This is a genomic window from Neisseria sp. HMSC056A03, assembly GCF_001815685.1.
GTDB classification, from domain to species: Bacteria; Pseudomonadota; Gammaproteobacteria; order Burkholderiales; family Neisseriaceae; genus Neisseria; species Neisseria subflava.
Genome location: NZ_KV821633.1, coordinates 21,776 through 46,909, shown reverse-complemented (window position 1 = coordinate 46,909; position 25,134 = coordinate 21,776). Strand labels below are relative to the sequence as shown.

At 47.5% G+C, this 25,134-nt stretch carries 22 protein-coding genes; 8 read left to right on the top strand and 14 right to left on the bottom strand.

Annotated elements, in window-relative coordinates; genetic code table 11:
- Positions 1–43: 43 nt before the first annotated feature.
- The 3 genes from lepB to HMPREF3052_RS06345 form a co-directional block, all read right to left on the bottom strand.
- Entirely contained in the window at positions 44–1,063 is a 1,020-nt protein-coding gene (lepB, locus tag HMPREF3052_RS06355) for a signal peptidase I (RefSeq protein WP_003685201.1), read from the bottom strand.
- Positions 1,063–2,856 (bottom strand): translation elongation factor 4, encoded by a 1,794-nt coding sequence (gene lepA, locus HMPREF3052_RS06350; protein WP_070749218.1) that lies wholly within the window; start codon positions 2,854–2,856, stop codon positions 1,063–1,065. Before lepA ends, lepB begins: the two co-directional genes overlap by 1 nt.
- Before the next feature lie 132 nt (positions 2,857–2,988).
- Positions 2,989–3,690, bottom strand: coding sequence for a 5'-methylthioadenosine/adenosylhomocysteine nucleosidase (locus HMPREF3052_RS06345; RefSeq protein ID WP_070749217.1), 702 nt, complete (start codon positions 3,688–3,690; stop codon positions 2,989–2,991).
- A 203-nt stretch (positions 3,691–3,893) separates the two neighbouring features.
- Here HMPREF3052_RS06345 and HMPREF3052_RS06340 point away from each other — a divergent pair, with 203 nt between their 5' ends.
- Complete coding sequence (locus tag HMPREF3052_RS06340) at positions 3,894–5,024, top strand: PilT/PilU family type 4a pilus ATPase (RefSeq protein WP_070749216.1); 1,131 nt, start codon at positions 3,894–3,896, stop codon at positions 5,022–5,024.
- 73 nt (positions 5,025–5,097) lie between these two features.
- Here HMPREF3052_RS06340 and HMPREF3052_RS06335 read toward each other — a convergent pair whose 3' ends face one another.
- The 5 genes from HMPREF3052_RS06335 to HMPREF3052_RS06315 all read right to left on the bottom strand — a co-directional run bounded on the left by HMPREF3052_RS06335 (position 5,098) and on the right by HMPREF3052_RS06315 (position 10,064).
- Positions 5,098–6,504, bottom strand: a complete 1,407-nt coding sequence (locus HMPREF3052_RS06335) for a dihydrolipoyl dehydrogenase (protein ID WP_003685068.1) — start codon at positions 6,502–6,504, stop codon at positions 5,098–5,100.
- 253 nt (positions 6,505–6,757) lie between these two features.
- Positions 6,758–7,495 (bottom strand): redoxin family protein, encoded by a 738-nt coding sequence (locus tag HMPREF3052_RS06330; protein WP_063068818.1) that lies wholly within the window; start codon positions 7,493–7,495, stop codon positions 6,758–6,760.
- 188 nt (positions 7,496–7,683) lie between these two features.
- Positions 7,684–8,469, bottom strand: a complete 786-nt coding sequence (locus HMPREF3052_RS06325; protein WP_003685330.1) for a 1-acylglycerol-3-phosphate O-acyltransferase — start codon at positions 8,467–8,469, stop codon at positions 7,684–7,686.
- A 64-nt stretch (positions 8,470–8,533) separates the two neighbouring features.
- Positions 8,534–9,361, bottom strand: coding sequence for a DNA-formamidopyrimidine glycosylase (gene mutM, locus HMPREF3052_RS06320; protein ID WP_049328653.1), 828 nt, complete (start codon positions 9,359–9,361; stop codon positions 8,534–8,536).
- A gap of 43 nt (positions 9,362–9,404) precedes the next feature.
- Positions 9,405–10,064 (bottom strand): class I SAM-dependent methyltransferase, encoded by a 660-nt coding sequence (locus tag HMPREF3052_RS06315; protein WP_049328599.1) that lies wholly within the window; start codon positions 10,062–10,064, stop codon positions 9,405–9,407.
- Between the two features lie 155 nt (positions 10,065–10,219).
- Between HMPREF3052_RS06315 and HMPREF3052_RS06310 the strand changes: the two genes are divergently transcribed.
- The gene (locus tag HMPREF3052_RS06310; protein ID WP_070749215.1) at positions 10,220–12,328 is read left to right on the top strand and encodes a LysM peptidoglycan-binding domain-containing protein; all 2,109 of its coding nucleotides are present in this window, start codon (positions 10,220–10,222) and stop codon (positions 12,326–12,328) included.
- Positions 12,329–12,562: 234 nt separating this feature from the next.
- Here HMPREF3052_RS06310 and HMPREF3052_RS06305 read toward each other — a convergent pair whose 3' ends face one another.
- The 6 genes from HMPREF3052_RS06305 to gatC all read right to left on the bottom strand — a co-directional run bounded on the left by HMPREF3052_RS06305 (position 12,563) and on the right by gatC (position 18,608).
- Positions 12,563–13,567 carry an FAD-binding oxidoreductase gene (locus HMPREF3052_RS06305; protein WP_070749214.1) on the bottom strand — a complete coding sequence of 335 codons (1,005 nt, stop codon included), beginning with the start codon at positions 13,565–13,567 and terminating at the stop codon, positions 12,563–12,565.
- A gap of 79 nt (positions 13,568–13,646) precedes the next feature.
- The gene (gatB, locus tag HMPREF3052_RS06300; protein WP_070749213.1) at positions 13,647–15,077 is read right to left on the bottom strand and encodes an Asp-tRNA(Asn)/Glu-tRNA(Gln) amidotransferase subunit GatB; all 1,431 of its coding nucleotides are present in this window, start codon (positions 15,075–15,077) and stop codon (positions 13,647–13,649) included.
- Between the two features lie 101 nt (positions 15,078–15,178).
- Positions 15,179–15,799, bottom strand: coding sequence for a trimeric intracellular cation channel family protein (locus tag HMPREF3052_RS06295; protein ID WP_070749212.1), 621 nt, complete (start codon positions 15,797–15,799; stop codon positions 15,179–15,181).
- A gap of 28 nt (positions 15,800–15,827) precedes the next feature.
- Entirely contained in the window at positions 15,828–16,703 is an 876-nt protein-coding gene (locus HMPREF3052_RS06290; RefSeq protein WP_070749211.1) for a VirK/YbjX family protein, read from the bottom strand.
- Positions 16,704–16,718: 15 nt separating this feature from the next.
- Positions 16,719–18,167: an Asp-tRNA(Asn)/Glu-tRNA(Gln) amidotransferase subunit GatA gene (gene gatA, locus HMPREF3052_RS06285; RefSeq protein WP_070749210.1), complete on the bottom strand. Its 1,449-nt coding sequence runs from the start codon at positions 18,165–18,167 to the stop codon at positions 16,719–16,721.
- A gap of 150 nt (positions 18,168–18,317) precedes the next feature.
- Positions 18,318–18,608, bottom strand: coding sequence for an Asp-tRNA(Asn)/Glu-tRNA(Gln) amidotransferase subunit GatC (gatC, locus tag HMPREF3052_RS06280; RefSeq protein ID WP_003685110.1), 291 nt, complete (start codon positions 18,606–18,608; stop codon positions 18,318–18,320).
- 224 nt (positions 18,609–18,832) lie between these two features.
- Between gatC and HMPREF3052_RS06275 the strand changes: the two genes are divergently transcribed.
- The 6 genes from HMPREF3052_RS06275 to HMPREF3052_RS06250 are packed head-to-tail and all read left to right on the top strand — an operon-like array spanning position 18,833 to position 25,087.
- Positions 18,833–19,873 (top strand): rod shape-determining protein, encoded by a 1,041-nt coding sequence (locus HMPREF3052_RS06275; RefSeq protein WP_070749209.1) that lies wholly within the window; start codon positions 18,833–18,835, stop codon positions 19,871–19,873.
- Positions 19,874–19,884: 11 nt separating this feature from the next.
- Positions 19,885–20,727: a rod shape-determining protein MreC gene (gene mreC, locus HMPREF3052_RS06270; RefSeq protein WP_049328607.1), complete on the top strand. Its 843-nt coding sequence runs from the start codon at positions 19,885–19,887 to the stop codon at positions 20,725–20,727.
- A 4-nt stretch (positions 20,728–20,731) separates the two neighbouring features.
- On the top strand, positions 20,732–21,232 hold the full coding sequence (mreD, locus tag HMPREF3052_RS06265) for a rod shape-determining protein MreD (protein ID WP_036472915.1): 501 nt from the start codon (positions 20,732–20,734) through the stop codon (positions 21,230–21,232).
- 4 nt (positions 21,233–21,236) lie between these two features.
- Positions 21,237–23,285: a penicillin-binding protein 2 gene (gene mrdA, locus HMPREF3052_RS06260; RefSeq protein ID WP_070749208.1), complete on the top strand. Its 2,049-nt coding sequence runs from the start codon at positions 21,237–21,239 to the stop codon at positions 23,283–23,285.
- Positions 23,278–24,426 (top strand): rod shape-determining protein RodA, encoded by a 1,149-nt coding sequence (rodA, locus tag HMPREF3052_RS06255; protein WP_070749207.1) that lies wholly within the window; start codon positions 23,278–23,280, stop codon positions 24,424–24,426. The genes mrdA and rodA overlap by 8 nt, the downstream gene beginning before the upstream one ends.
- 1 nt (position 24,427) lies before the next feature.
- The gene (locus HMPREF3052_RS06250; protein ID WP_003685320.1) at positions 24,428–25,087 is read left to right on the top strand and encodes a MarC family protein; all 660 of its coding nucleotides are present in this window, start codon (positions 24,428–24,430) and stop codon (positions 25,085–25,087) included.
- Positions 25,088–25,134 lie beyond the last annotated feature (47 nt).

Sequence of the window (25,134 nt, the reverse complement as noted above, 5' to 3'; positions counted from 1 at the left end):
GGCCGTCTGAAAAATTTCAGACGGCCTTTTAATCTGTTATTGCTTATTGGATACTGGTACCGATACGGCTGAGTTCGCCAAAGTTCATCCAAACGAAAAAGGCTTTACCGACGATTAGTTTGTCATCAACAAATCCCCAGTAACGGGAATCGGCGCTATTGTCGCGGTTGTCGCCCATCGCGAAATAACGGCCTTCAGGAACTTTACAGATAAAGCCATTACCGTCTTCTGCATATTCGCAATTTTCCAAACCGCTTGTTTCAAGCGAGTAATTGCTTTCAGGCATCACTTCGGAGATGTATTTGTTCAATACAGCAATAGATACGGAAGGTTGACCGGCCTCTTTGACCACATCAAAGTTTTTGCCGTTCAAGGCAGTATGAAAACGCTCAAGCGTATGAATCATAGACGGATCGGTATCATCTGCGTATTGATAATTGCCGTTTGGTTTTTCGGAAATAATTTCACCATTAACAGTCAAAACCTTATCACGGTATTCCACAACGTCGCCCGGAATACCGACGATGCGCTTGATGTAATTCATCTCAGGCTGAAGTGGATAATTGAACACCACGACATCGCCTCTGGCAATGTTGCCGACAGGGATAATGACCTTATTCAAAATCGGCAGGCGGATACCGTAAGAAAATTTGTTCACCAAGATAAAATCGCCTTTGACCAAGCCCGGACGCATGGAGCTGGACGGAATTTGGAATGGCTCGGCAATAAAGCTGCGCAACACAAAGATAACCAAGATGATGGGAAAAAAACCGCCCATGTAGTCGGTAAAATGCGCATTGTCTTCGCCGGTCTCGCTTTTTTTCAGACGGCCTTTATGGATTGCCCAAACAATACAGGTGAACACGACAAACGCCAGCAATACGGCGGTAAAGCTCATAAACTCGGACAAAATGCCGAATACGCCGACCATGCACAAGAGATAACTCCATTGCAGGCTGGAGCTCCATTCGCCGTTTTCCTGACGCTCTTTGCTGCTTTTGAAGTTGAGGACCAAACCGGCCAGCAGTACAACGATTGCGCCTAAAGTCAGATTTATACTCATTATTTGTCGCTCACTTGCAGAATCGCCAAGAATGCGCTTTGCGGGATTTCCACGTTGCCCACTTGTTTCATGCGGCGCTTACCTGCTTTTTGTTTTTCAAGAAGTTTTTTCTTACGCGTAATATCGCCGCCGTAACATTTCGCCAAAACGTTTTTACGCAATGCTTTGACGTTCTCACGGGCGATAATCTGGCTGCCGATGGCGGCTTGGACGGCGATGTCGAACATTTGGCGTGGAATCAGCTCGCGCATTTTCGCTGCCAGTTCGCGGCCTCGGTGAACCGCGCTTTGACGGTGCACAATCAGGCTCAGGGCATCGACTTTTTCGCCGTTGACCATGATGTCGAGCTTAATCAAATCAGACGGTTGGAATTCTTTGAAATGGTAGTCCAGCGAGGCATAGCCGCGCGAAGTCGATTTAAGCTTATCGAAGAAGTCCATGACAACTTCGTTCATCGGCAAATCATAAGTCAGCATGACTTGGCGGCCCATGTATTGCATATTAACCTGAACGCCGCGCTTTTGGTTACACAAAGTCATAACGTTACCGACATATTCCTGCGGCACGAGGATGGTCGCAGTGATAATCGGCTCGAGAATGGTTTCGATGGTGCTGATTTCAGGCAGTTTGGACGGGTTTTCAACTTCGATTTTCTCGCCGTTTTTCAACACAACTTCATAAACCACCGTTGGCGCAGTGGTAATTAAGTCCATGTCGAACTCGCGCTCCAAACGCTCCTGCACGATTTCCAAGTGTAACAGGCCCAAGAAGCCGCAACGGAAGCCGAAACCCAATGCTTGGGAAACTTCAGGCTCAAATTTCAACGAAGCATCGTTCAGCTGCAATTTTTCCAACGCATCGCGCAAAGCTTCGTAGTCGTGGCTTTCCACCGGATAAAGGCCTGCAAATACCTGGCTTTGTACTTCTTGGAAGCCGGGCAACGGCTCAGAGGCAGGGTTGGCAACCAAAGTAACCGTATCGCCGACTTTTGCCTGACCCAATTCTTTTACGCTGGTAATCAAAAAGCCTACTTCGCCGGCTTTTAGTTCTTGTTTTTGAACCGATTTCGGCGTAAATACGCCCAGCTGCTCAACCTGCGTTTCCGCCTTGGTGCTCATAAAGCGCACTTTGTCTTTCAGCTTGATGGTGCCGTTTTTCACTCGAATCAGCATGACCACGCCGACATAGTTGTCAAACCATGAATCGACAATAACCGCTTGCAACGGCGCGTTTTCGTCGCCGGTCGGTGCGGGGATTTTGGCAACGATTTCTTCCAAAACGTCTTCCACGCCGATGCCGCTTTTGGCTGAACATTGCACCGCGCCGACGGCATCGATGCCGATGATGTCTTCAATTTCCTGCTCCACGCGTTCGGGTTCTGCGGCAGGCAAGTCGATTTTGTTCAAAACGGGCACGACTTCTACGCCCAAATCAATCGCGGTATAGCAGTTCGCCACGGTTTGCGCTTCTACACCTTGAGACGCATCGACCACCAAAAGCGCACCTTCACAAGCCGACAGCGAACGGGATACTTCGTAAGAGAAGTCGACGTGTCCCGGAGTATCAATCAGATTGAGCTGATACACCTGCCCATCGCGTGCTTTATAGTTGAGCGCGGCGGTTTGCGCTTTAATGGTAATGCCGCGCTCTTTTTCGATGTCCATAGAGTCGAGCACCTGCGTACTCATTTCGCGCAAATCCAAACCGCCGCAGTATTGGATAAAACGGTCGGCAAGCGTCGATTTACCGTGGTCGATGTGGGCAATAATGGAGAAATTCCGTATGTTTTTCATATTGTTATTAAGATAAATGCAATTAAAGTCGGAAAGGCCGTCTGAAAAAACAGGGATTCGGTTTTCAGACGGCCTTAGAATAAGGTTGAATCGTTCCGTATTCTAACGGAAATTCAACGTTTCTGCATGATTTTATAGCGATTTGACAATCTCGGTCACCATCTTCGCAGAGCTGACGGCCGCTGTTTTCAAAAACTCTTCAAATCTGATGTCCGCTTTCTCATCTGCCGAATCGGATACGGCGCGAATAATCACAAACGGCACTTCCAACTGGTGACAAGTCTGCGCAATCGCCGCGGCTTCCATTTCCACTGCTTTTACGTCAGGGAAATGGCTGCGGATTTCCACAACACCTTCGCTACTGTGCACAAAACGGTCGCCACTGACGATCAAGCCTTGCGTTACGGACGCACCTTCAAACACTTGCGCCGCCTTTTCTGCTTGGCGAATCAAGTTCTCATCCGATGCAAACACAGCAGGAAGTTGCGGTACTTGCCCCCAAACATAACCAAAAGCCGTTACATCAACATCATGATGCGCCACAGTTTCGCCGATAACCACATCGCCAACCTTCAGGCCCTTGCCCAAACCGCCTGCACTGCCGGTATTAATAACACAATCCGGTACAAACTGATGAATGACCCAAGAAGTCGAAACCGCTGCATTAACCTTACCGATACCGCTTAAAACCAATACCATGCGTTTTCCGGCCAACTCGCCTTCATACGCAGAGAATTTACCGAAGGATACATGCTTGACATTGGCCATGCTTTCACGCAAAAGCTCGATTTCCTGTTCCATTGCGCCGACCACGGCAATTGTTTGTACTGACATCTCGTTACCTTTCCATTCACTAATTGGGCAACATTATAACAGCAGAATTTAAAATCACAGGGATACTGAAAAATCTGCTATATTCCCAGAACGACACTCAATTTAAAACAGATTGACGCTCGAGCTGGCAAACAGCAAATAATGGTTGCTTCTGTTATAATTATTCTCAATGAAATAACTTAATATTAACTATCTGAATTCTTATGTTTGACGAAAATACTCCGGGTGCAAAAGAAGAATTGTTCGCTTGGCTACACCATATGAACACATACAAAGGCTCCGACCTTTTCATTACCACCAATTTCCCGCCGGCCATGAAAGTGGACGGCAAAATTACGCGACTGAGTGATGAGCCGTTGAGTGCTGAAAAATGTATGGAAATCGCTTTTTCGATTATGTCTTCCAAACAAATCGAAGAATTTTCTTCCACCAACGAATGCAACTTCGCCATCAGCCTGCCCGATACCAGTCGCTTCCGTGTCAATGCCATGGTTCAACGCGGTGCAACAGCTTTAGTGTTCCGCTCCATTACCAGCAATATCCCGAAATTTGAAACGCTCAATCTGCCCCCTATTCTGAAAGACATCGCCCTCAGAAAACGCGGCCTGATTATTTTTGTCGGTGGTACAGGTTCGGGCAAGTCCACTTCTCTCGCCTCCCTTATCGACTATCGAAACGAAAACAGCTTCGACCACATTATCACCATCGAAGACCCGATTGAGTTTATCCACCAACACAAAAACTGCATCATCACCCAACGAGAAATCGGCGTAGATACCGAAAATTGGCCGATTGCGCTGAAAAACACCCTGCGCCAAGCACCGGATGTTATCTTGATTGGCGAAATCCGCGACCGCAAGACCATGGACTACGCTATTTCCTTCGCGGAAACCGGCCATTTGTGTATGGCGACACTACATGCCAACAATACCAACCAAGCGCTCGACCGCATCATCAACTTCTTCCCCGAAGAGCGCCGTACCCAGTTGCTGACAGACTTGTCGCTCAACCTGCAAGCCTTTATTTCACAAAGACTGATTCCCCGTGAAAGCGGACGGGGTCGTGTGGCGGCGGTCGAAGTTTTGCTCAATTCGCCGATTATCGCCGACTTGATTCAAAAAGGCGAAGTCCACAACATCAAAGAAATGATGAAAAAATCAACCGGCATGGGCATGATCACTTTTGACCAAGCCTTGTATGATTTGTATGAAAACGGCGATATCAGCTATAAAGACGCCATTAAAAATGCCGACTCCTCCCATGACTTGCGCCTAGACATTCAATTACGAAGCCGTCGTGCGCAAAATGCCGGTCCGGATTTAGAATTGATTTAACGTCTTCAAAGCATAAAAAAGGCCGTCTGAAACCTTACTACGAGTTTCAGACGGCCTTTATTCCATCAAATAATCAAGCCTGTTTCAATTTTGCATCGGCATCACGCAATGCAGTACGCAGACCTTCCTCGATAACCGGATGGTAAAACGGCATATCCAGCATTTGCGGAATCGTCATCTTCATTTGATGCGCCCAAGCCATCAAGTGTGCCAAATGTTCGGCAGCAGGGCCGACAACTTCCGCACCAATGAAACGGCCGGTCGCTTTCTCAGCATACAAACGCATATGGCCTTTGTTGACCAACATAACGCGGCTGCGGCCTTGATTTCGGAAGGAAACCTCGCCGATGACAAACTCATCAGGCTGATATTTCGCCGTAACTTGCGCGTATTTCAAGCCGATAGTGGCAATTTGCGGACTGGTGAATACCACGCCGATTACGCTACGGCGCAAACCGCCCTCAATATTCGGGAAAATAGCGGCATTGTGGCCGGCAATTTTGCCTTGGTCGGAAGCTTCATGCAGCAGAGGCAATTGATTGGACGCATCGCCTGCGATAAAGATATGCGGAATGCTGGTTTGCATGGTCAACGGATCGGCAACAGGCACGCCACGCGCATCTTTTTCGATATTCAGGTTTTCCAAACCGATATTGTCCACGTTCGGACGGCGACCGGCGGCAGCCAAAGCATATTCGGCATGGAACACACCTTTTTCGCCATCTTGTTCCCAATGAACTTCAACATTACCTTCTGCATCCAATTTGACTTCGGTTTTGGCATCCAAATGCAAAGTCAACTCTTCACCAAAAACGGTTTTGGCTTCTTCAGCGACAACAGGATCGGAAATACCGCCAATCGCACCGGCTACGCCAAAAATCTCAACTTTTACGCCCAAACGGTGCAAAGCCTGACCCAACTCTAAGCCGATTACGCCAGGGCCGAACACGGCCACACTCTTAGGCAAGGTATCCCAAGAAAAAACATCATCGTTCACAATCAAGCGATCGCCTAAAACTTCCCACTGTGGGAAAATCACAGGGCGCGAACCGGTGGCAATCACAAAACTTTTTGCAGTAATTTGAGTGTGGTCATCAATTTGGACGGTGTGTTCATCAACAAATTTTGCCGTACCCATAATGCGCTTGTCGGCAGGCCACTCTTCTACATCGCTGACTACAAAACCGACAAAACGGTCGCGTTCGGACTTCACGCGGTGCATGACTTCTTCGCCGTTTACCGTTACGCTGTCTTTATCCAAATGCACGCCAAACGGATCGGTATGCAGAGCATGATGGCGCGCTTCCGCAGCCGCAATCAGCAATTTGGACGGCATGCAGCCGACACGTGCACAAGTTGTTCCGAATACATTGTTTTCAATCAGGTAAACATTGTCTGTATGAAGTCGGGCATTGCGAAATGCGCCCATACCGGCTGTACCGCCACCCAGTACTACCACATCTGCTTGAATCTTTTTCATATTTTATCCTTACTGTCTATATCCAAACCGATATTGCCATCAGGTTATCCGTTTTCAGACGGCCTAAACTTCATAAACTATCAAAATCTAAAAATTAATAGCCAATACCTAAATATCGATTTAAAACAATAATCTCAAATTCTACTTGTAAATATAGAGTTATTCAGAACGCCGATTTGCAAACGTCGTTTGAATAACTCTATATTTGGGTCTTTCAGACGGCCTTTTCAAGCCGTCTTAAGCATACAGGCAATTAGTTTTTAGCCAAGTAAGCTTCCAAGTCTTCGCTGCCGCCGATGTATTTGCCGCCGATGAATACTTGAGGAGCAGTCATCTTGCCGGTAATAGCGCGTACGGAAGTAACAGTTGCATCTTTGCCCAATACGATTTCTTCATAAGACAAGCCTTTGTCTTGCAGAGCTTTTTTAGCTTTAGCACAGAATTGGCAGCCAGGTTTGGTGAAGATGGCAACAGACTCTTGAGCTTTCCACTCAGGAGCAATAAATTTCAACATAGTGTCAGCGTCAGACACTTTGAAAGGATCGCCTGGTTCTTCAGGTTCGATAAACATTTTTTCAACCACGCCGTCGTTAACCAGCATGGAGTAACGCCAAGAGCGTTTACCGAAGCCCAAGTCTTCTTTGCCAACCAACATGCCCATGCCTTCAGTGAATTCACCGTTGCCATCAGGGATCATGTAGATGTTGTTGGCTTCTTCTTCAGCAGCCCAAGCGTTCATTACGAAAGTGTCGTTTACAGATACGCAGTAGATAGCGTCAACACCGTTTTCTTTGAACGCGCCAAACAATTCGTTGTAGCGTGGCAGGTGAGAAGAAGAGCAAGTTGGAGTAAATGCGCCAGGCAGAGAGAACACGACTACTTTTTTGCCTTTGAACAAATCATCAGTAGAAACATCTTTCCAAGTGTCGCCAACGCGAGTGTGGAATACTACGGAAGGTACTTTTTGACCGGTACGATCTTGCAAAGCCATTTTTAAGCTCCTTAAAAATTCGGGTTTGAGAAATGAATCAATGCTTGCATTCTAATGCAGGCCTATCGATTTGTATAATTTATAGTTCAAATAATATTAATTACATCAAACTATCAATTCAATTAAACCGAAAACAGCTGTTTCTTTAAATGGAGGCCGTCTGAAATAAAACAAGTACCTGACTGAAATTATTTTTTAGGTAAGGGCTGAACGGGAGAATCCGAAGCCACAATTTCACCGATGGCTGTTTCCGCAATATCCTTCAAAACATAGCGGTCTTTATCCGGCATGTCTGTCGGTTTGTATTGAGGCGAGAAATCCAAACGGATACGGATTTTCTTCATAGAAACAATACGCCATAAAGACTGAAACAGGTTTACCTCCGCATAGGATGGCAGATCCGTCCGTTGTCCTTCGCCATCATAATATCGCAAAGTTACTGCCTGAATCGGCGCTTTCGCATCAATAGCCGATTGAAACAGGGCTGCTTTAAACGGCAAAATACCCAAGCCAGAAGAAGTGCGTGCCTCGGGAAAGAAACTGACATTTTGCCCTGCTTTCAATGCCGCACAAATCGCCTGATTAATCGGCTCGATATCACGGCGGGAATTGCGCTTAATAAACACCGTGCCGGCATTTTTACCCATTTTCCCCAAAACCGGCCAGCCGCTAATTTCCTGTTTCGCAATAAAACTGCTCGGATAAACGGCACTCATGGCAAAAATATCCAACCAAGACACATGATTGGCCACCACCAAAGTACCGCTCACATTTCCTTGCGGCGGTACGCCGATTTCCAATTCGATATCCAAAGCATCCAACGCACCTTTTCCCAAAACAACCACAGCGTGATTGCGTTCCTCTGCATTGTTGCCATCGATGGCACGCAAATCCCGACCGGTTCTGAATAACCAAGCTGCCAAACGGCAAAGTCTGCCCAGTCGTTTAAAAAAAGGAGCTTTTTGTTTAGACATAAAATTTCTTCTGTATTGTGTTCATTATTTTCAGACGGCCTCTGACATTTAAGGCCGTCTGAAACTATTTCTGGCAATTTGGACAATAAAATGTTCCACGCTGCCCCAAAGTTTCTTTAAAAATCAGCCCACCACATTGGACACAAGGCTCATTGTGACGGCTATAGACCGTATACTCCTGCTGAAAGTAGCCGCTTTTTCCATCGCTATTAACGAAGTCTCGCAGCGTACTGCCGCCGGTTTCAATCGCCCTTTGCAGAACCGCTTTAACGGTTTCCACCAATAATGCGCATTCTTTTTTGGTCAGTTTATTCGCCGGACGCAATGGCGAAATACCTGCCTTAAACAGACTTTCATTCGCATAAATATTGCCAACGCCAACCACCACCGCATTATCCATCAGCGCTAATTTAACTGCTCGCTTTTGGTTTTTCAATTTCTGATACAGGTAATTTGCATCAAAATCGTCCGAGAGCGGCTCCGGCCCCAGTTTTTCCAACAGCGGATGATGCTCGGCAATACCCTCATACCACAATACCGCACCAAATTTACGCGGATCGTGATAACGCAATACGGTACCGTCATCAAATACAAAATCCAAATGATCGTGTTTATCTGGTGTGGCGATACGCTCATCATCGGCGGTAAAAATCCGCAAACTGCCGGACATACCTAAATGAATAAGTAAAATACCTGTTTCAAAAGTAATAATCAAATACTTCGCACGACGGTTGCATGCCAAAATTTTGCGCTCGGCCAAAATTTGCGCCAAGTTTGGATGAATAGGCCATCTCAATTTAAACTGGCGAATAATGACTTTTTCTATCTTTTTGCCATCAATATGCGGCGCGATTCCGCGTAAAGTCGTTTCCACTTCAGGTAATTCAGGCATCATTAGTCTCCAAATTCATCATTATATATAGGCCGTCTGAAAACTATTCAGCCAAACGTGCCGTACTTAAAGCAACCGTATTGCCATCGAATGCAGATTCCAATTCAGGCAAAGGATGGACACCAATTAAATGTTTCGTTAAAACCACACCATAAACCGCCGCACATTGAGGCCACCACCTATCCCCCGCCTTTTCCATAAACCGCCAAAACCGCAAAGCAGATGGCGAATTCACAGCAGGCAGATAATCCATAAATTGCCCATATTCCATTTCGAAACCAATAGCGGCAATTTTTCGTTTCATCTCAGCCAGAGCCAAGCATTGAGATTTCATAGGTAGTCTTTTGCCATCAAACCACGAGCTTAATCCCCACAAAGATTTAGGGTTAAACCCCGTCAAAATCAACCTGCCCTCGGGTTTTAATATCCTAAATGCCTCTTGCAACACCAAATCGGCAGATGAAATTTCCAAAAGATGGGGCATCAATAATACATCCACAGAATGCGTTTCAAATGCCAACATTTCAGCATCCATCCGCACATCGCGCGGCACCACAATCATATTTTCAGACGGCCTTTGCCATATACCGCCTAATTGAACTGTCACTTGGCCATTCAAATATTGCAAATGCCGTCTGAAAAAATCCGCCTCTTTTTGTGCAAGATATTGTCCCATTGGCGTTTGCATAAAAAAAGTTTCCATTAAATGCCCCCTATGCATCCCGACTTGTGTGACAGAATTTTAACACCACGACCACATCATACAAGCAAATTCCCTGCTCGACTTGACGATTGAATGCTGAAACGATACCATCGAAAAGACGAAATTTTATTATATATTTGATAACTCTATTTACTATGGCAAAACTAAAAACCATCGCTCTGACCGTTTCAAGCCTGTCGGCAGTTTCCGCCACAGCCTACGCGCAAAACGCCACGCCCAACCAAGTCGGCATGGCCATGATGCGTCTCAACTCCTCCCTGCTCGACCAAGCCAAAGCACAAACCTTCGGCTCTGGTAGCTTGTGGGCATCGTTGCGTAAAGACTTCCGCATCAACGAAGTCAATACAGAACTGGTTCGCCGCCATGAAAACAAATTTGCTGCAAACAGTGCATATTTCGACCGCACCATCTCCCGCAGCAAACCTTATATGTACCATATTGCCAATGAAGTTAAAAAACGCAATATGCCTGCTGAAATCGCTTTGCTGCCTTTCATTGAAAGCGCATTCGTAACCAAAGCCAAATCACATGTCGGCGCATCCGGCCTGTGGCAATTTATGCCGGCTACCGGCCGCCACTTCGGCTTGGAAAAAACGCCTTTGTATGACGGCCGCCACGACGTTTACGCCGCTACCGATGCCGCATTGAACTATCTGCAATACCTGCACGGTATGTTCGGCGACTGGTCTTTGGCCCTTGCCGCTTACAACTGGGGCGAAGGTAACGTCGGCCGCGCCGTAAACCGCGCCCGTGCGCAAGGTTTGGAGCCGACATACGAAAACCTGCGTATGCCGAACGAAACACGCAACTACGTTCCAAAACTTTTGGCCGTCCGCAACATCGTTGCCAACCCGCAAACTTTCGGCATGAATATCAGCGAAATCAGCAATCAGCCGTATTTCAAATCTGTCAGCATCGACAAACCTATTGATAACAGCACAATCGCTCGCTTTGCAAACATCAGCGAAAGCGAACTGTTGGCACTCAACCCAGGTTTCAATGCCCCAGTATTTATCCCTAAAAACAACCGTCGTCTGTTGTTACCGGTTTCTGCGGTTTCTGCATTTGAAAAGAACTACCGCAATGCCAATCCAGATACCCTGATATCTTGGGATATTTATACCTCTTTGGGCAACAAAAAACTTAATGCCATCGCCAACGATACCGGCATGAGCGTAGCCGAACTCAAACGCCTCAACGGCCTGAGCGGTAGCGCCATTTCTGAAGGCCGCAGCATTTTGGTGGCTAAAAACTCAGCTACCCCAAGCCAAGACATTATTAACTTTATCGACAAAGACAATACGCCGGATACTTACCAATCCAATATGCCGGCCATGTCTCCGATTATTGCTTCCAACGTAGCAGAACCGGTTAAAGTCGCTCAAAATACCGTGACCAATATTGTTTCTCCTATTGTTCCACAGTCCAGCAAACCGGTTGACTTTATTGCACGCAGCAAAGCTGAAAACGTTACTTCCGTAGCGGTAACAGAAACCAAGGCGCAGCCTCAAGTTGCAAATGCGGATGTAGCCGCCCCTGTTGTAGCCATGCCCCATACTACTTCTGATCCTGCTGCTACAAATGTTGCAGAAGCACCCAAAGCAGCTATCCCTGCCGACTTGACTGCACCGACTGTTGCCGCAAACGATGTAGCCCCTGCTCTAGCAGTTGAATCTGTTGCTGCTGCGCCGGTTCAAGAAGAGCATGATGACCTGATGGCTTTGGTACAAAGCCGACCTGCGGAGGAACCTGCAGCGACTGTCGCTGAAGCAACTCCTGAAGCCAAACAAGTTCAAACTGTTGTCACTGCCGAAAGTGCTCGTGCCGCACGTATCGCAGCCAATACCGCTAAACAACAACGCCGCATCAATGCGCGTCTTGCCCGTGTAAACGGTCAACAAAACACACAAACTGCAGCACTTGAAGCAGGCACACACCGCGTGGCAGATGGCGATACGCTGTTTAACATCTCCAAACGTTACAACTTGAGCGTAGCTGATTTGATTATTGCCAACAACATCAAAGGCAACAATATCAAAAAAGGCCAAATCCTTCGGGTCACAGCTGCTCCTGCAAAAGTCCGCAGCAACCCGATTCAAAACGTTTCCTACACTGTACGCAAAGGCGATACTTTGAACACCATCGCCAACCGTTTCAATGTTGATGTTAATGATATCCGCCGTTGGAACCGCAATACCCGTACTGTGACTCCTGGTCAACGTTTGAAACTGATCGGTAGCTAATACTTGCTTCAAAACAAAGGCCGTCTGAAACATTCAGACGGCCTTTTCTTTATGATAAATAATAAATTCAATTTTTAAAAACAAAATAGCTATCTCTTCAAGCCATAAATATCTATGCAATAACTACCACATAGAAAAAAGAGTGTGCAAAAACACACTCTTTCTCAAACAGATTGCCATCAAATTTTACTCTTAACACCTGCATTCAAACATATAAATTCTGTATAAACATCATTATGCCGGTGAAAAAGCATCACAGAAGAAGGCATCTTCCGGTAAAGCACATTTTTGAGTCAGCAAACTTTGTGCACTCTCGATCATAGCTGGTGACCCGCAAGCATAAACTTCATATTGGCTCAAATCAGGATAATTTTGTGCGGCAACATTTTGCACGTATCCATTCTCCCCTTTCCAATCGGAATCAGGCTTAGAAAGAACAGGCGAGAATTTTGCATTTTTCAGACGGCCTATTAATGCTTCTGCTTCTTCCAATGCGTACAAATCCTCCTGCTGACGTGCCCCCCAGTAGAAATGAACCGGACGTTCGCTATTCTGATGAATCAAATCAAGCAAAATACTGCGGATAGGTGCGTAACCTGTACCCGTTGCCAACAAAACAATCGGTTTATCGCTGTCCTTTTGCAAAGTAAACGTACCCAATGGACCTTTAACGCGGACAATACCTTTTTCTTTGACTTTCGGCTCGGCACCAAAAATCATTTCCGAACATACGCCGTTTTCACGTTTACGGATATGCAGTTCCAAAACACCTTCTTGGTCAGGCGAATTGGCGATTGAATAGCTGCGGCTGATATTGCCGGGAAGCAGCAAATCAATATATTGTCCGGCATAAAATGCAAATGACGGCACTTTAGGTAAAGCCAACCTCAACAAAGCAACATCATGTTTGATTTCAATCGTTTCGATGCGTACAGGCAAAGTGCGCACCGGCAAAGCATTTGGATTAAACCCCGGCACATTGATTTTCAGGTTGCTCTTCGCAGTAGTACAGCACAATAACACTTTACCCTGCGCTTTTTCTTCGGCGCTGATGGCTTTATCAATATGATCGCCCATTTCAAATTCGCCACTCATCAACTCGGCCTTGCATTGTCCGCAGGCACCACTTTTACAAGAATGGGGCAGATTTAAATTTTGACGGGTCGCGGCAGCAAGAACGGTTTCATCCTCGTTTGCCGTAAATGTGATTTGATCTGATAAGGTAATAGTATGTGTCATGGTATTTTAGAATAGTTTTAAAATCAAAAATAAAGGCCATCTGAAAATAAACCTGTTTTCAGACGGCCTGTCCTATCTATCAAGCTAATTTGGCTTTAATCAGCTCTTGAACTTGAGCCGGATTAGCCTTGCCTTTACTTGCTTTCATCACTTGGCCGACAATCGCATTCAAGGCTTTTTCATTGCCGGAACGGAATTGTTCAATGGCTTTCGCATTGTTTGCCAACACTTCGTCCACCATCGCTTCAATTGCACCAGTGTCAGTAATTTGTTGCAAACCATGTTTCTCGATAATTTCGGCAATACCTGCTTCAGGCTCGGCCCACATTGCTTCAAAAGCTTTTTTCGCCAATTTGCTGCTTAATGTTCCATCCGCAACTTTAGCAACCAACTCAGCAAGGCGTGGAGCTGTAATCGGGCTTTCAGCCAATTCCAAACCTTCTTTGTTCAAGGTGGCAGCAAGCTCGCCGTTCATCCAGTTTGCAGTCAATTTACCTTGGCCACAGGCTTTGGCTGCTTCTTCAAAGTAGGCAGCTTGAGCGCGACTGGCAGTCAACAGACGTGCATCATAGTCAGATACGCCGTAATCGGCGACAAAACGCGCCGCCATTTCATGCGGCAACTCAGGCATTTGCTCTTTGGCTTTTTGCAATTGGCCGTCTGAAATAATAACCGGCAGCAAATCCGGATCCGGGAAATAGCGGTAATCGTGCGCATCTTCTTTCAAACGCATCACACGGGTTTCGCCTTTTTCAGGGTCAAACAGCATGGTTGCCTGCTGTACTTTACCGCCGTCTTCCAAGATTTCGATTTGCGCTTCCACTTCATAATTGATGGCTTGTTCCAAGAAGCGGAAAGAGTTGAGGTTTTTGATTTCACGGCGTGTACCGAACTCTGCCTGACCTTTTGGACGTACAGAAACGTTGGCATCGACGCGGAACGAGCCTTCCGCCATATTACCGTCGCAAATATCCAGCCAAGTTACCAAACCGTGCAACGCTTTAGCGTATGCCACCGCTTCGGCAGCGGAACGCATTTCCGGCTCGGAGACAACTTCCAACAAAGGCGTACCGGCACGGTTCAAGTCAATACCGGTGGCACCGTTCAAACCTTCATGTACGGATTTACCCGCATCTTCTTCCATGTGCGCACGGGTAACATTGATGGTTTTAACTTCATCGCCTACTATGATTTCCAGTTTGCCGTGTTCCACAATCGGCAAATCCAACTGGCTGATTTGATAGCCTTTTGGCAAATCAGGATAAAAATAGTTTTTACGGTCGAACACGTTTTTCTGATTGATTTTCGCATCCAAAGCCAAACCGAGTTTGATGGCTTTTTCGACGACTTCGCGGTTCATTACCGGCAATACGCCCGGCAACGCACACTCAACCACGCTGGCGTGAGCATTAGGCTCGGCACCGAATGCAGTGGATGCGCCGCTGAAGATTTTGGATTGGGTGTTGAGTTGGACGTGGATTTCCAGTCCGATTACGGTTTCCCAAGTCATAAGGGTCTTTCTGTCGAAAAAAAGTTAATCGGTTAAATGAGTGATTCGTTTTTCAGACGGCCTGAATAAGAAATCCATAAGAGGCCGTCTGTAAGATAAGTTTATTTCCTGCGGCGTTGGAACCCGGGAAGTTGCCAATGGAAACGGTATGCAGTCAGACGAAACAACAATCCGCCGGCAAAGAGCAGGTTTAACGTAAAAATATTAATCCAGCCCAAATGCCCGAACAGATAAATCAGCCCGCCAATCAAAATGGCTACGCTGCCGTAAAGGTCGGTGCGCAAAATCATCGGCACATCATTGACCAAAATATCGCGCGCAATACCGCCGCCAACGGCAGTCACAAAAGCCAAAGAAATAACGCCAAACAAATTGAGCTGCAAGGCCATACCGATTTGTGCGCCGGTAATGCTGAAAGCTGCCAAACCGATGGCATCGGCAATAATAAAAGCAGCGGCCAAATAGGTGCTGCGATAGCGTTGTACCCTTATCAACCATGCAATGGCAAGCGTGGCAAACACAACAATCAACGCATCGGTTTTCAAAAACACTTGCGGAATCCGGCCGACCAAACCATCGCGTATCATGCCGCCGCCAACAGCCGTCAGTAACGCAGTAATGACGACACCGAGTACATCCAATTGCTTGTTGTAGCCGACCAAATAGCCGGAAATGGCAAACGCAGCTGTCCCAATGATTTGAATGAAGTCGGTTGTATTCATATATATGTTTTATTCATCAGATGATAGTTTATTTTATAGGAGCTAAACCATTTCTTATTTGCTCTTCGATTTCATCTAACATCTGATAACGCTTACGATACATAGACCGTTTTTTGCTTTCGATTTCCTCAAAATCTTTACGCACCGGCTCTTTTGGAAGATGCCATAATCCATCAACACCCTTTTGAGCACCATGCTCCTGCCAAAATTGGTCATAGTTCATTTTGACACGTTTCTTCAAGCGCCAACGTAGCTTAACTTGCCTATCTTGTGTGATACCAATCACACCATCCAGCTTTAATGCAATAGCAAAATATTGCAATGCATGCACCATCAATTGCTGAGGACGCAATCCATGTAGCTTCTTAGTTAAAACCCTTACAGTATCTTTCGCCTCTTCTCCTGCTGGTCCCTGAAGGGAGGCTGCAAGCAGCATATTATTTACAAAGGCGAATGTTGTCATATACAGACGTCTTCTATTGCTTTCTCGTAAAGAAAGAGACCACATCCCCTCATCAACGCAATTGTCATTTCGGTTAAGCCAAATCTCAAGGCCGTCTGAAGGTTTTGCCAAAACAATATGAAAGGAACGGGTTTTCATACCCATTACTCTTTCTTTTCCAAACAGCTTTTCTGCAGCCTCAAAATCTGACTGCATAATTTTTAACCTATCTTGACCACTAAGTTTCTTATCAACAAACTCATGTATCAAAGGATAGGCATCTTGGGGCATTTGACTAAAAAAACTTTGGCATATTTCCGAAGCATTTACAAACTGCTCAAATGCCTTAATTTCTTTACGATACCACAATGTTCGCAATGTAAATTTTAAATGTTGCGTTTTAAACTTTGGCGCATTCTGATAAACAGTTTTAAATCCCGGAAAAGAAAACTTTTCAGGCATATAGGCTCCCTACTCTTATTCCGGCGCTTTAGTGTGCCAATCGCTGTTCAGTTGAACCTGATGTGCGGCACCCAAAATTTTGGCTTCGGAGAAATAGTTGCCGATAAATTGCACACCAATCGGCAGGCCGTTTGCGCTGAAACCGGCAGGCAGAGTCAGTGCAGGCAAACCGGCAAGGTTTACGGCGATGGTGTAAATATCGGACAAGTACATTTGCACAGGGTCGTGAATGTCGCTGCCGAGTTTAGGCGCGGCAGTCGGCGCAGTCGGCGCCAAAATGAAATCACATTGACCAAAGGCCGTCTGAAAATCATTGGCTACAAGGCGGCGCAGTTTTTGCGCTTTCAAGTAGTACGCATCGTAGTAACCATGACTCAATACATAAGTACCGATCATGATACGGCGCTTAACCTCACTGCCGAAACCTTCGGCACGGGTGTTGCTGTACATTTCTTCAAGGTCGCCGAATTGCGCTGCACGGTGGCCGTAACGTACGCCGTCGAAACGGGACAAGTTGGTACTTGCTTCTGCAGAGGCGAGAACGTAATAAGCGGGAATCGACAATGATGTTTGCGGCAGGGAAACTTCAACAGTCTCCGCTCCTTGTGCTTTGAGCAAATCGATAACGCTTTGCAAGGCCGTCTGAACATCGGCATCCGCGCCTTCACCGAAATATTCTTTAGGCAAACCGATTTTCAAACCTTTGAGCGGCTTGTCTAAATCACGTGTGTAGTCTTCTTTGTCACGCTCCAAACTGGTGGAATCGCGCTCGTCAAAGCTGGCCATGGCGTTCAACAAAATCGCACAGTCTTCGGCCGTTTGCGCCATAGGGCCGGCTTGGTCGAAGCTGGAAGCATAGGCAACCATACCGAAACGTGAAACCGTACCGTAAGTCGGCTTGATGCCGGTAATACCGCAATGCGATGCAGGCTGACGGATAGAACCGCCGGTATCCGAACCCAACGCAGCCGGTGCCAAACGAGCCGCAATCACGGCAGCCGAACCGCCTGACGAACCGCCGGGAACATGTTCAAGATTCCATGGGTTTTTGGTTGCGCCGTAGAACGAAGTCTCATTGGTCGAACCCATGGCAAATTCGTCCATATTGGTACGGCCAAGAGTCACCATGCCGGCATCCAACATGTTTTGCACCACAGTGGCAGTATAAGGAGAAACAAAGTTATCCAACATTTTGGAGCTGCATGCACTGCGCCAACCTGTTTGGCAGAAAATATCTTTGTAAGCAACCGGCACACCGGTCAAAGCCGTTGCATTACCGGCCGCGATACGCGCATCGGCTGCTTTGGCCTCAGCAAGGGTTTTATCTTGATCGATGGTAACGTAGCCGTTGATGGCAGGATTTTTCGCAGCAATAGCGGCCAAATATTCGGTCGCCAATTCGACTGCGGAAATTTGTTTGGATTGCAGCAGGCTGCTGGCTTGTTTGAGCGTGTAAGCGGTCATTGTGCCGTACTTTCTATAAAACAATTTTTTCTTTCAAAACAGATATTTAAAACATCCGTTTAAATCAATAAATCGAGCCGTCTGAACAGAATATCCTTTCAGACGGCCTTGTAATAGGGGTTTGCCGATAAGCAAAGGCCGTCTGAAACCTTATTCTTCAATCACTTGAGGAACGATATACAGACGGTTGCGCACTTCGGGGGCAACAGCCTGATATTCTGCAGCGTGATCGGTTTCAGTCACTTTATCTTCGCGCAGGCGCAAAGCGGCTTCATGCGGATGCGCCATGGGTTCGATGCCGTCGGTATTGACGCTTTGCATGTTTTCAACCATGGCGAAAATGTCGTTCAACTCGGCAAGCGTTTTGTTTTTTTCTTCGTCCGTTAAAGTGAGGCGCGAGAGTTTTGCGATTTTTTCCACATCATTTAAGCTTAAAGCCATAAAAAATCCTTGTCTGATAGCAATGCCTCTTTGGTTTGGGGTATCATTGCATTTCGTCTTCTATGAAGCGAAGAATTATAACCGAAAACCAAACAGGTTGGCATGGTGTTTTAATTCAGACGGCCTTTTAAGGGGGCATTTATCCGTCTAAAACTGTGTACCTGTTTTTCTTATTTTAAATAATGCTAAACACATCCGGGCTGGGCCGGAATTTCAGGAATCCTATGTTTCGCCTTTTATCTCGTTTCCTCTCTAATGATATTGCCATCGACTTGGGCACGGCCAACACGCTGATTTTTGTACGCGGCAAAGGGATTGTTTTAGATGAGCCGTCCATGGTTGCGATTCAATCCGGCGCAGGCAATAAAAGTAAAATTATAGCCGTGGGCACGGAAGCCAAAAAAATGCAGGGGCGTGCGCCGCGCAATATTGAAATTGTCCGCCCGATGAGGGACGGCGTGATTGCTGATTTTGTGATTACCGAGCGTATGCTGGGTATGTTGATTAAAAAAGCCACCGAAGGACGGTCTTTGGTTCCGCCTCGTGTGGTTATCTGTGTTCCGGGCGGCTCCACCCAAGTGGAACGTAAAGCGATTTTGGATTCTGCGTTTGCTGCCGGAGCGGCAAGCGTACATTTGATTGAAGAACCGATGGCCGCCGCTTTAGGCGCGGGCTTGCCAATTGAAGATGCGGCAGGTTCGATGATTGTCGATATTGGCGGCGGTACGACTGAAATCGGTATTCTTTCGCTGGGCGGCATGGCCTATTCTGCTTCTGTCCGCGCAGCCGGCGATGAATTCGATAAAAGCATCATCCATTACCTTCGCCGCCATCGCGGTGTCTTGATTGGCGAAGCTACGGCCGAAGAATTGAAGAAACAAATCGGCTCGGCCTCGGGCTTTGAAACCGAAACAGCCATGCGCATTAAAGGCCGCAATCTGGCCGAAGGTACGCCTAAATCCTTGGCGGTTACTTCAAATGAAATCCGTGAAGCATTGAGTGAAACGGTAAATCAAATCATCCGTGCCGTCCGTCTGGCTTTGGAACAGGCTCCGCCCGAACTGGCCGGCGACATCGCCGACCGCGGTATTATGCTGACCGGCGGCGGTGCGCTTCTGCACGGTATCGATACCGTCTTGGCCGACGCAACCGGCCTGCCCGTCGGTATTGCCGACCAACCTCTGAACTGCGTTGCCTATGGTGCCGGTAAGGCTTTGGACTATATCGGCAAATGGGATGATACCGTATTCACGGAAAACCCATAAGGTAGATGGTTATGGAACGCTCTTCTTTGCGCTTTGACGAGGCAAAAGGCCCTAAGCTGTTGCCTCGTTTTGTCGTTTATATTGCTCTGGCTGCCGGTCTGATGGTAGCTGATTACCGCTTTTCATTAATGCAGCCTGTACGCGCGGCAGTCATGCCTATGCTCTACCCTGTTCAATGGCTGGCCAATCAACCTGTTCAACTTTATCAATATTTTGCCGACCTCTCCCAGTCTAAATCCGAGCTCTTGGAACAAAACCGCCAGCTTCTGGAAGAAAATGGCCGTCTGAAAATCGATTTGCAGCGGGATAAAGTCAATACCGATGAATTGCACGAATTGAAAAAACTGTACGGTTTGCAACAAAAAGGCATTCACAACGTTATCGGCGCGGAAGTCATTTCCAATGGCAAAGATCCACTTTCCGAAAGACTGATTATCGGCAAGGGCAGTCAAGACGGTTTGAAAGTTGGCGACGCGGTCATCGATCAAAGCGGTTTGATCGGCCTGTTGACACAAGTTCACACACAAAGTGCGGAAATTGGGCTGATTTCGGGCGGACAAAGCATTGTCCCCATAGCTGTCAGCCGCACCGGCGAACGCAACTTGGCATACGGCAATGGCAACGGTTTGGATTTGCGCTATTTCCCAACCGGCTCCGACTTGAAACCCGGCGATGTTCTGCTGACTTCCGGTTTGGACGGTACTTATCCGGCGGGGATTCCCGTTGCAACCGTCAGCAAGGTTGTCCGTGCATCGGGAACGCCTTATTACGATACGCAACTGACGCCTTTGGCCGCTTTACGCAGCAGCCGTTTTGTCTTGGTACTTTCTTCCGCCCCTTCTTCCCCACGCTGATTTCATGAACGATTTTGACGATTCTTACCGTGCAGTACCGCTGCACATCATGGCGGCCAGTCTCATAGTGATGATGATACTGGACTTTATGCCGTTTTCCTTTGACGGATTCTTTTGGCTGCCTGAAATGACGGCACTGATGTTGCTGTATTGGACATTGCACCAACCGCAACGCGCAGGCATGGGACTGGCTTTTGCCATCGGTCTGATTGTCGATGCCGCAACCGCCGCGACTTTGGGCTTGCACGCCCTGTCTTACGTCGTAATGACTTATTTCATCTTAAACCGCCGCCGCCAAATCATGCTTTACGGCCACATTATGCAATTGGCCGCTGTATTGGCTGCACTGCTTCTCAATCAGGCCGTCTTAACTGTTGCCCGTTTGTTTCTTAATCATCAGGTCATCACTTTGCAAGGTTTTGTTGCCCCATTTGTCGGCGCATTACTTTGGCCGATACTCAGCCAGCTAATGTTGATTGTGACCCGTATTTACCGCTCCCGCTGAAAAGATGAAACCGATTCTTCCACGCCGTCTTTCCGGTGGTCAACATACCCAAAAACCTTCCGCTCAGGCAGCACAAGCCGATGCCCTATTGCGCCTGCTCGTTGCTTTTATCCTGATCGTCATCTTCTTTTCCATCTTGCTGGCGCGGTTCTTTTACCTACAAGTGACTCAACACAACGAGTTTTCTGGTCAGGCATCGAGCAACCGCATCACCCTGATTCCAACGCCGCCTGTACGCGGCGAAATCGTCGATATCAACGGCGTTCCTTTGGCCAAAAACTATCCAGTCTTTTCGCTAGAAGTTATTCCCAGCCGCATTGAAGGCAAGATGGAAGATGTTATCGAAGCATTAAAAAAATACGTCGATATCACACCGACAGATTTAAAACGCTTCAAAAAATACCGCGAAAGCTATCGAAAATTTGAAAATATCCCGCTCAAACTCAGGCTGACCGATGAAGAGGCAGCCCGTTTGTCCGTACATCTGCGCGAATTTAAAGGCGTAGAGGTCAATTCACGCACATTCCGCGAATATCCTTACGGCAAACTGACTTCCCATTTCTTAGGCTATATCGGCCGTATTAGCGACAAAGACAAAGAAATGCTGGAAGAAGAAGGCCTGACCGCCCTCTACCGCGGCAGTACGCATATCGGCAAATCCGGCTTGGAAAAATATTACGAACACCAGCTTCATGGCATTCCAGGCTATCAGGAAGTCGAAAAAGATGCTTACGGCAATATCGTCCGCGTATTGAAAAATGTCCCGTCAAAAATGGGGCAAACCTTGCGCCTGGGCATGGATATCCGTATGCAACAGGAAGCCGACCGCATTTTAGGCGACCGCCGTGGCGCATTGGTAGCCATCAATCCGCAAGACGGTACTGTCTTGGCTTTTGTTTCCAAGCCTTCTTTCGATCCCAACCTCTTTATTGACGGCATCGACAGCGATACTTGGAAAATGCTGAATGACGACTGGAAAAAGCCTTTGATCAACCGCGTTACCCAAGGCCTTTATCCGCCGGGTTCTACATTCAAACCCTTTATGGGCATGGCCTTATTAGAAAGCGGCAAAATCACTCAAAATACCATCACCCCCGCTCCCGGCGCATGGAGCATCCCCGGCAGCCGCCATATTTTCCGCGACTCAGTCCGCAGCGGCCACGGCTCAGCCAACTTGAGCAAAGCCATTCAAGTATCTTCAGATACCTTCTTCTACCGCTTGGGTTACGAGATGGGTATCGATAAAGCCTCTCCGTATCTGGCGCAATTCGGTTTCGGCAAAAAAACCGGCATTGACCTGCCCAGCGAATATGCAGGCGTTTTGCCTAGCCGCGAATGGAAAGCCAAACGCTTTGCCAAGTCTTCCGACCCTACCGCGAAAGAATGGCGCGCCGGCGAAATGGTTTCTGTCAGTATCGGCCAAGGCTACAACGCCTACACGCCTTTGCAAATGGCACATGCGACAGCTTCTCTTGCCAATGACGGTGTCGTTCATCAGCCGCATTTGGTCAAAGAAGTATTGGATTTCGGCGAACGCAAAATTACCCGCATCAACCCCAATCCCGAGCGTCAAATTCCGTTCAAAGCCGACAACTTCGAATACGTCAAACGCGCAATGGAAAAGGTATTGAAACCGGGCGGTACGGCGCACCGTATCGGTGGCGGACTTGCTTATACGATGGGTGGTAAAACCGGTACGGCCCAGGTCGTACAAATCAAACAGGGCGGCCGCTACAACGCCGCAGCCCTGCGCGAACAACACCGCGACCACGCATGGTTTATCTCGTTTGCGCCATTGGAAAAACCTGAAATTGCCATTGCCGTTATTTTGGAAAATGGCGGTTGGGGTGCGTATGCCGCGCCATTGGCTCGTGAAATGACTGATTTTTATATGCTTCACGTCAAGCCGCAACAGTTTTCAGATGGCCTTGAGTCAGATTCGGCCAAAACTGAAACAACGAACAAGCATCAGCCTATTACCAGCATTTTCCAATCTGCCTACGGACTGACTTCGACAAGCCCTGCCTCACAGCCGGAGGTTCATCATGAATAACACATCAGCGTGGAAAAATTTCAAATCCACCATTACAGCCCCGATTGACCCTTGGCTGTTTTTTGCCATGCTCGCCATCTACATCATGAGCCTGTTCCTGCTCTATTCTGCAGACGGGCAAGAGTTCGGCCAATTAGAAAACAAAACCATCCATACCGTTTTGGGCTTTGCCCTGTTATGGATTATCGCCGTATTCAAGCCGCAAACGGCTGCCAAAGTTGCCCTGCCGGTTTACATTGTCGGCGTATTACTGTTGATTGGTGTCGAAGTCGCCGGCGTTACCGTCAACGGCTCGACCCGTTGGCTGAGTCTCGGCTTTACCCGTATCCAACCTTCCGAAATCATGAAAATCGGCATTCCCATGACTGTCGCGTGGTATTTCCAACGCTATGAAGGCCGTCTGAAATGGATACATTATATTGTCGCCCTCGTGCTGATTCTTGTTCCTGTCACCCTGATTTTGAAGCAGCCCGACCTCGGTACGGCAGCATTGATTATGGCTTCGGGTATTTTTGTCATCTTCTTTGCTGGATTGCCTTGGAAGGCTATTTTTGCCGCTATTATTGCCTTTGTGGCCGCTTTGCCGCTCTTGTGGAACTACGGCATGCACGACTACCAGAAAACCCGTGTTCTCACCTTGCTCGACCCAACCAAAGATCCGTTAGGTGCAGGCTACCACATCATCCAATCTATGATTGCCATCGGCTCGGGCGGTGTATGGGGCAAAGGCTGGCTCAACGGTACGCAAACCCATTTGGACTATATTCCCGAATCAACGACTGACTTTATTTTCGCAGTATTCGGCGAAGAGTTCGGCCTGATTGGCAATATCCTTTTACTGCTGGTTTACCTTATCATTCTGGCACGCGGATTGTGGATTGCCGCGCAAGCGCAATCCCTTTACAGTCGTACTTTGGCAGGCGCATTGACCATGACTTTTTTCTGCTATGCCTTTGTAAACATGGGCATGGTCAGCGGTATTTTGCCCGTCGTAGGTGTCCCCCTCCCCTTGGTCAGCTACGGCGGCACGGCTACGCTTTCCATCATGGTGGTGCTCGCCCTGCTGATGGGTATTGCCAACGAACACAAAAACCGCCGCCGTAATGCGGATAACGATGACCTAACTGAAAGCGAGGAATAATATGGAACTGGGTGTAGAAATCGGCAAGCTGCTTGTGGCATTTCTCGTGCTGATTAATCCTTTCAGCGCGCTCTCGATTTATCTTGATCTGACACAAAACCACAGCACCAAAGAAAAGCGCAGAATCGCGCGTACTGCCGCATTGGCCGTTTTCATCGTAATCATCGTCTTTGCACTGAGCGGCGGTATCTTGTTGAAAGTACTCGGCATCAGCGTCGGCTCTTTCCAAGTCGGCGGCGGGATTCTGGTTTTGCTGATTGCCATCTCCTTAATGAACGGCAACGACAACCCGGCCAAACCCAAAATTGATCCCCATTCAGAAGAACATCAAAATGCGCAACAAGTCCGCCGCAATGAAAAAGCCATTGCCGTCGTACCCATTGCCATTCCGATTACCATCGGCCCCGGCGGTATCTCCACTGTCATCATTTATTCCTCTGCCGCCAAAAATTACAGCGATATTGCCCTAATTATCATCTCCGGCTTCTTGGTCAGCCTGATTTGCTATTTCATTTTGGTCGTGGCCGGACGCATCAGCAAACGCTTGGGCACTACCGGCCTGACCATCCTCAACCGCATCATGGGCATGATGCTAGCCGCCATTTCCGTAGAGATTATTGTTGCCGGCTTAAAATCCATTTTTCCCCAACTAGTCGCTTGAAGTACAATCATCACAATAAAAGGCCGTCTGAAACATTTTCAGACGGC